The following is a 7,352-nucleotide window of genomic DNA, read 5'->3' as shown; positions in this document are numbered from 1 at the left end:
TCGATCAGGGGCTTGACGTTGTAGCCGCCGACCATGGTGCCCAGCAACTCGGTGGCCTTGGCCTTGGAGATGAGGGTGGTCTTGACGTCGCCGTGGGCCACGGCCGACAGGAAGGAAGCCTTGACCTTGGCGGCATCGTCCACGCCGGGAGGAACGCGGTGCGTCAGCAGATCCAGCAGGAAGGCATCTTCGCCAGCGGGTGGGTTCTTGATCAGCTCGATCAGGTCAGCGACTTGGCCGGCAGACAGGGCCAGAGGGGGGATACCCAGCGCGGCGCGCTCGGCAACGTGTTGGCGATAGGCTTGCAACATGGTGTTCACCTGGTGTGGATTGGGCAAAAACGCGTTTCGGTCACAAGGAAATGCAATTTCCGTGCAGCCTGCTATTTTCGCCTAGTACGAGAGGCAAAGTCACGCATGGGGGCGGATTTCAATGAATTTCACTCAAATCAGGTGCCAAGCGTGCCCTGCTTCGGGGCGAAAAAGCTAAAAAGCCCGGTGAAGACCGGGCTTGAGGGAAGGGATCAGGCGCTGTTTACTGTGCACCAGCTGGGGGCTCAAACAGTGCCGGGCGAGCAGGTTGTTTGGCCAGCTCGATCTCTGCGGCACGTTGAACCTCGTGCACGCAACCGTCCACCATGCGGTGGCCAGCCTTCACGTCCATCAGCATGGATTTGGTCAGGATCTGAATCAGCAGGGCCGCACCTTTGATGTCTTCCAGGCGGATGGCGCCAGTACTCGACAGCACGGGCTTCATCACCCACGACTGGTTGCCCAGTTTCAGGTTGAAGTAACCCTTGTTCTTGTCATTGCGGTCCACGGACACACGCTTGCCAAATTCGCATTCATAGCGGCCGATCAGCACGCGCTCTGCGGCTTGCAACTGCTCTGCGGTGGCTTCCGGCAGGGCGGCAAATTTCTCGGCAATGGTCTTCTTGCCGCCTGTCTTGGTGGCGGCGTGGGCCAGTTGCGGGCCAAAGGCGGCGGCGGCCATGCCCAGCACCATGCCGGCCGACATGGCCAGGGTGCGGATGCGTTGGTAGCGCTGGAGCTTGCTGGAGGAGGTCTTCGTCATGACGTGGGCCTTGATCAATCACTTGCCGGGAACAGGGGACGACAGTTGGCTGCCATCCGGTGCGCGGATCTTGCCATCAAATCTGACCAAGGCAAGCGGGGAACTGCCCCCGCTTTCAGCCTTTTTGGTCAATTGATCGTGTAAACGGACGAATGTTTCTGTCCTGAAAACAGATCAGAAGGTGTCGCCGGGTACGCGCACCCAGCCTTCCATCAGGATGCGTGCGCTGCGGCTCATGATGGCCTTGGTGACCGTCCACTGGCCGTTCACCTGCTTGGCCTGGGCGCCGACACGCAGCGTGCCGGAGGGGTGACCAAAACGCACAGCTTCGCGCTCGCCGCCGCCGCCAGCCGCCTGGTTGACCAGGGTGCCGGGGATGGCTGCCGCTGTGCCGATGGCTACCGCACAGGTGCCCATCATGGCGTGGTGCAACTTGCCCATGGACAGGGCGCGCACCAGCAAGTCCACATCGCCTGCTTCAATGGTCTTGCCGCTGGATGCCGTGTAGGCAGTGGGCGGCGCCACGAAGGCGATCTTGGGCGTGTGCTGGCGGGTGGCGGCTTCTTCGGGCGTCTTGATCAAGCCCATGCGCAGGGCGCCGGCGACGCGGATGGCTTCAAAGCGCTTCAGGGCTGCGGCGTCGGTATTGATCTGCTCGCGCAGTTCGGTGCCGGTGTAGCCGATGTCTTTGGCATTGACGAACACGGTCGGGATGCCAGCGGTGATCATCGTGGCCTTGAACGTACCGATGCCGGGCACTTCCAGGTCATCGACCAGGTTGCCTGTGGGGAACATCGAGCCGCCTTCATCGCCGTCATCGGACGGGTCCATGAATTCGAGCACGATCTCGGCGGCCGGAAAGGTCACGCCGTCGAGTTCGAAGTCACCGGTTTCCTGCACCTGGCCGTTGGTCACAGGCACGTGGGCGATGATGGTCTTCTTGATGTTGGCTTGCCAGACGCGGACCACGGCCACACCGTTTTGCGGAATGCGGGCGGGGTCAACCAGGCCAGCGTGGATGGCGAAGGCGCCGGCCGCCGTCGACAGGTTGCCGCAGTTGCCCGACCAATCCACAAAGGGCTTGTCGATCGAGACCTGGCCGTAGAGGTAGTCCACATCGTGATCGGGCACGCTGGACTTGGACAGGATCACGCACTTCGATGTGGACGACGTGGCGCCGCCCATGCCATCGATGTGGGCAGCATAGGGGTCAGGGCTGCCGATCACGCGCATGAACAGCTTGTCGCGTGCTTCGCCAGGTTGCTGGCAGGCAGCAGGCAAGTCTTGCAGGCGGAAGAACACGCCTTTGCTGGTGCCGCCACGGATGTAGGTGGCGGGGATCTTGATTTGGGGTGCTTGACTCATGGATGACTCCAAATTCCGTGAAAAGAAGGACTGCTTGCGGATGGCCGCCGTATGGGGCTGACGCAAGCGTTAATCGGTCGTGCCTGTTTGACTTGTCATTAAATTGACGGGCAGAGGCAGGTCGGTTGTGGCTGCTTCGCTGCGCAGCATGAACATGCGCGACAGGACTTGCACGCACGCTGCTGCACCGAACGACATGAGGAACGCGGGCGCAATGGGTAAAGCTTGCAGGCCCATGGCCAGTGTGATGCAAAACGTGCTGAAGGCGTAATAACCCAGCACCATGCCCTTGAGTAGCTTGATGGCGGCAGCAGAACCATCGTGTCTGTGTGTGAACACGGTCAGCACGGTGCCCATGACCGGGAACATGGCCAACATGCCACTCAAGCCTGGGCCCAGGCTGGCAGCAAAGTGCGTGACCAGGCCTGTCAGCATGGCGCCTGCCAGCATGCGCAGGCCGAGGTCATTGGCTGGGCGTGATGGCGCATGCTGTTGGGCTGGTGTTGAGGGGTAAAGGGCAGGAGCCAATAGCAAGGCCGCCAGCACGATGGGGGCAATGTACGAAATCGCAGGGGTGTGTTGGCGCAGGATCGCCACCACCAGGAAGTAGGCCAGCCAACCGGCGGTCACGCTGAGCAGCCAGGGATATCGACGCGCAGTGCGGGCATAAGCCAGGCCGAACGCGATGTTCGCCACAACGGCGGACAAGGTGCCCACGGCTGCAGTGGCCGTGAAGCTGGCGCCTTGTTCCAAGGCCATGAACAGCAGGATGGGGCCGGCGATCACGGGGAAGGCCGAGAGCCAGCCTGCGACAGCAGGCCCCCAACGGCGGCCTGCGATGGTGACGCCAGCGATGAGCGAAGGAACCAGAACCAGCTTGAGAATGAGCAGTGCGTTCATGGGCAAGCTCTGGATCCTGCTGCTTGGCGCTTACGCAGCCTTGTTCGCAGCCAGGAAGTCCTGTGCAAAACGCTGCAACACGCCACCAGCCTGATAGACCGACACCTCTTCCGCCGTATCCAGGCGGCAGGTCATCGGCACTTTCACCACTTCGCCACTCTTGCGGGTGATGACCAGGTTCAGATCGGCGCGAGGCTTCAGATCGCCTTCCACGTCGTAGGTCTCGGTGCCATCCAGGTTCAGGGTCAGGCGGTTGGTGCCTGGCTTGAACTCCAGGGGCATCACGCCCATGCCGATCAGGTTGGTGCGGTGGATGCGCTCGAAGCCTTCGGCCGCAATCGCTTCCACGCCAGCCAGGCGCACGCCCTTGGCAGCCCAGTCACGCGAAGAGCCCTGGCCGTAGTCGGCGCCGGCCACGATGATCAGCGGCTGCTTGCGCTCGTAGTAGGTCTCCATGGCTTCCCACATGCGCACGACCTTGCCTTCGGGCTCGATGCGGGCCAGCGAACCGGCCTTCACCTTGCCGTCGGCATCGCGCACCATCTCGTTCTTCAGCGTGGGGTTCGCGAAGGTGGCGCGCATGGCAGTGAGGTGGTCACCACGGTGGGTGGCGTAGGAGTTGAAGTCTTCTTCAGGCAGACCCATCTTGTGCAGGTATTCACCGGCCGCCGAGTTCATCAGGATCGCATTGGAGGGCGACAGGTGATCGGTGGTGATGTTGTCCGGCAGGATGGCCAGCGGGCGCATGCCCTTCAAGGTGCGCGGGTTGGCGGCCAGGGCGCCCACACCTTCCGTGTCCCAGTAGGGAGGACGGCGGATGTAGGTGGACTGTGGGCGCCAGTCGTACTGCGGGCTCACCTGCACGCCCTTGTCGGCCTGGATGGCGAACATGGGCTCATACACAGCGCGGAACATCTCGGGCTTGACGGCCACCTTGACGATGGCGTCGATCTCGTCGTCCGAAGGCCAGATGTCCTTCAGGCGGATTTCCTTGCCATCGACCACCGCCAGCACATCGTTTTCGATGTCGAAGCGCACGGTGCCGGCAATCGCGTAGGCCACGACCAGCGGGGGCGAAGCCAGGAAGGCTTGCTTGGCGTAGGGGTGGATGCGGCCGTCGAAGTTGCGGTTGCCTGAGAGCACGGCGGTGGCGTACAGATCGCGGTCAACGATTTCCTTCTGGATGACCGGATCGAGCGCGCCGGACATGCCGTTGCAGGTGGTGCAGGCGAAAGCCACGATGCCGAAGCCCAGCTTCTCCAGGTCGCCCAGCAGATTGGCTTCCTTGAGGTACAGCTCCACCGCCTTCGAGCCAGGGGCCAGCGAAGACTTCACCCAGGGCTTGCGCGTCAGGCCCAGCTTGTTGGCGTTGCGGGCCAGCAAGGCGGCCGCGATCACGTTGCGCGGGTTGGAGGTGTTGGTGCACGAGGTGATGGCGGCGATGATCACGGCGCCATCAGGCATGGTGCCTTCACCAGCGGCCGGCATGGCCCACTTGCCGGCGATGCCCTTGGTAGCCAGGTCAGACGTGGCCACGCGGGCGTGCGGGTTCGACGGGCCAGCCATGTTGCGCACGACGCTGGACAGATCGAACGTCAGGTCGCGTTCGTACACGGCCTTGGCCAGGCTGTCAGACCACAAGCCGGCTTGCTTGGCGTAGGTCTCGACCAGCTTGACTTGGGCTGCATCGCGGCCCGTCAGCGTCAGGTAGTCCAGCGTTTGTTGGTCGATGCTGAACATGGCGGCGGTGGCGCCGTATTCGGGGGCCATGTTCGAGATGGTGGCGCGGTCGCCAATGGTCAGCTTCGAAGCGCCTTCGCCGTAGAACTCCAGGTAGGCGCCCACAACCTTGGACTTGCGCAGGAACTCGGTCAGCGCCAGCACCACGTCGGTGGCGGTGATGCCAGGTTGACGCTCGCCCGTCAGCTTCACGCCGACGATTTCAGGCAGGCGCATCCACGAGGCGCGGCCCAGCATCACGTTCTCGGCTTCCAGGCCGCCCACGCCGATGGCGATCACGCCCAGCGCGTCCACGTGAGGCGTGTGCGAGTCGGTGCCCACGCAGGTGTCGGGGTAGGCCACGCCCTTGTCAGCGTGGATCACGGGGGACATCTTCTCCAGATTGATCTGGTGCATGATGCCGTTGCCCGCAGGGATCACGTCCACATTGGCGAAGGCGTTCTTGGTCCACTCAATGAAGTGGAAGCGGTCTTCGTTGCGGCGCTCTTCGATGTCGCGGTTCTTCTTGAAGGCATCGGGGTCGAAGCCACCGCACTCCACGGCCAGCGAGTGGTCCACGATCAGCTGCACGGGCACCACGGGGTTGACCTTGGCGGGGTCGCCGCCTTCCTTGGCGATGGCGTCACGCAGGCCGGCGAGGTCCACCAGCGCGGTCTGGCCCAGGATGTCGTGGCAGGCCACGCGAGCGGGGAACCAGGGGAAGTCAAGGTCGCGCTTGCGCTCGATCAGCTGCGTCAGGCAGTCGTTGATGATGGCCGGATCCGCTTTGCGCACGATGTTCTCGGCGTGCACGCGTGAGGTGTAGGGCAGGGTGGCCCAGGCGCCGGGTTTGATGGCTTCAACAGCGGCTTGGGTGTCGAAGTAGTCCAGCGAGGTGCCGGGCAGGTTCTTGCGGAAATTCGTGTTCATGGGGCGGCCTTGTGATGCGGTGATCGTGGGCGGAGAATCAGATGCGGCGTTTGAGGTCGAAGTGCTGGTGCGGCGGTCAGCAAGTGACAAGGCGCCACATCACGACGGTTCATGCGTCGAAGATGTGGCGCCCAGGGTTCGGCTCAAGGATTACTTGCGGTCCTTGATGGGCACGAACTTCTGGTCTTCAGGGCCGGTGTAGTTGGCCGATGGACGGATGATCTTGCCGTCAATGCGCTGTTCGATCACGTGGGCCGACCAGCCGGAGGTACGGGCGATCACGAACAGCGGGGTGAACATCGCGGTGGGCACGCCCATCATGTGATAGCTCACAGCCGAGAACCAGTCCAGGTTGGGGAACATCTTCTTGATTTCCCACATCACCGATTCGAGGCGCTCGGCGATGTCGTACATCTTCATGTTCGACTGTTCCTTGGACAGGTCTTCCGCCACCTTCTTGATGACCACGTTGCGGGGGTCGCTCACGGTGTAGACGGGGTGACCGAAGCCGATCACGACTTCCTTCTTCTCGACACGGGCGCGGATGTCGGCCTCGGCTTCGTCAGGTGTGTCGTAGCGCTTCTGGATCTCGAAGGCGACTTCGTTGGCACCACCGTGCTTGGGGCCACGCAGGGCGCCAATGCCACCGGTCAGGGCGGAGTACATGTCCGAGCCCGTGCCGGCCACCACGCGCGAGGTGAAGGTCGACGCGTTGAACTCGTGCTCTGCGTACAGGATCAGGCTGGTGTGCATGGCGCGCACCCAGCTGTCGCGGGGCTTCTCGCCGTGCAGCAGGTGCAGGAAGTGGCCGCCGATCGAGTCGTCGTCGGTCTCGACGTCGATGCGCTTGCCGTTGTAGGCGAAGTGGTACCAGTACAGCAGCATCGAGCCCAGGCAGGCCATCAGCTTGTCGGCGATGTCGCGGGCGCCGGGGTGGTTGTGGTCGTCCTTCTCGGGCTGCAGGCAACCCAGCACGGACACGCCGGTGCGCATCACGTCCATCGGGTGGGCCGACGGGGGCAGTTGCTCCAGCGCGGTCTTCAGGCCGGCGGGGATGCCGCGCAGCGACTTCAGCTTGGCCTTGTAGCCAGCCAGTTCGGCCACGGTGGGCAGCTTGCCGTGCACCAGCAGGTGGGCGATTTCTTCGAATTCACAGGTGGTGGCGACGTCCAGGATGTCGTAGCCACGGTAGGCCAGGTCGTTACCCGTGCGGCCAACGGTACACAGGGCCGTGTTGCCGGCGGCAGTGCCCGACAGGGCAACGGACTTCTTGGGCTTGAAACCGGGGGTGGTTGTTTCGGGTGTAGCGCTCATGAGATGAGTTTCCTGGCTTGAAGGTTGAGGCAGTCGGTTGAAACAGTCGG

5 protein-coding genes and 1 pseudogene are annotated in these 7,352 nt (G+C 63.0%); all 6 read right to left on the bottom strand.

Going from position 1 to position 7,352, the window contains the following annotated elements:
- Positions 1–311, bottom strand: a pseudogene (locus EPO09_RS07050) (aconitate hydratase B); the annotation flags it as partial.
- Positions 312–534: 223 nt separating this feature from the next.
- On the bottom strand, positions 535–1,074 hold the full coding sequence (locus tag EPO09_RS07045) for a hypothetical protein (RefSeq protein WP_290641571.1): 540 nt from the start codon (positions 1,072–1,074) through the stop codon (positions 535–537).
- A 174-nt stretch (positions 1,075–1,248) separates the two neighbouring features.
- A complete protein-coding gene (prpF, locus tag EPO09_RS07040) occupies positions 1,249–2,439 on the bottom strand; it encodes a 2-methylaconitate cis-trans isomerase PrpF (RefSeq protein WP_290641569.1) in 1,191 nt (396 codons plus the stop codon).
- A gap of 69 nt (positions 2,440–2,508) precedes the next feature.
- The gene (locus EPO09_RS07035; RefSeq protein WP_290641567.1) at positions 2,509–3,339 is read right to left on the bottom strand and encodes a hypothetical protein; all 831 of its coding nucleotides are present in this window, start codon (positions 3,337–3,339) and stop codon (positions 2,509–2,511) included.
- Positions 3,340–3,369: 30 nt separating this feature from the next.
- Positions 3,370–5,988 (bottom strand): Fe/S-dependent 2-methylisocitrate dehydratase AcnD, encoded by a 2,619-nt coding sequence (gene acnD, locus EPO09_RS07030; RefSeq protein ID WP_290641565.1) that lies wholly within the window; start codon positions 5,986–5,988, stop codon positions 3,370–3,372.
- A gap of 150 nt (positions 5,989–6,138) precedes the next feature.
- On the bottom strand, positions 6,139–7,302 hold the full coding sequence (prpC, locus tag EPO09_RS07025; protein WP_290641563.1) for a 2-methylcitrate synthase: 1,164 nt from the start codon (positions 7,300–7,302) through the stop codon (positions 6,139–6,141).
- Positions 7,303–7,352 lie beyond the last annotated feature (50 nt).

This window comes from Aquabacterium sp. (genome assembly GCF_004297345.1).
Taxonomy (GTDB): Bacteria; Pseudomonadota; Gammaproteobacteria; order Burkholderiales; family Burkholderiaceae_C; genus Aquabacterium.
Note: the sequence above shows the minus strand (reverse complement) of the source record. Positions and strands in the feature narration are given on the sequence as shown.

Excerpts from the sequence above, each read along its gene's own strand:
- prpC (WP_290641563.1), bottom strand. The coding sequence starts at position 7,302 with ATGAGCGCTACACCCGAAACAACCACCCCCGGTTTCAAGCCCAAGAAG.
- EPO09_RS07035 (WP_290641567.1), bottom strand. The coding sequence starts at position 3,339 with ATGAACGCACTGCTCATTCTCAAGCTGGTTCTGGTTCCTTCGCTCATC.
- EPO09_RS07045 (WP_290641571.1), bottom strand. The coding sequence starts at position 1,074 with ATGACGAAGACCTCCTCCAGCAAGCTCCAGCGCTACCAACGCATCCGC.
- acnD (WP_290641565.1), bottom strand. The coding sequence starts at position 5,988 with ATGAACACGAATTTCCGCAAGAACCTGCCCGGCACCTCGCTGGACTAC.
- prpF (WP_290641569.1), bottom strand. The coding sequence starts at position 2,439 with ATGAGTCAAGCACCCCAAATCAAGATCCCCGCCACCTACATCCGTGGC.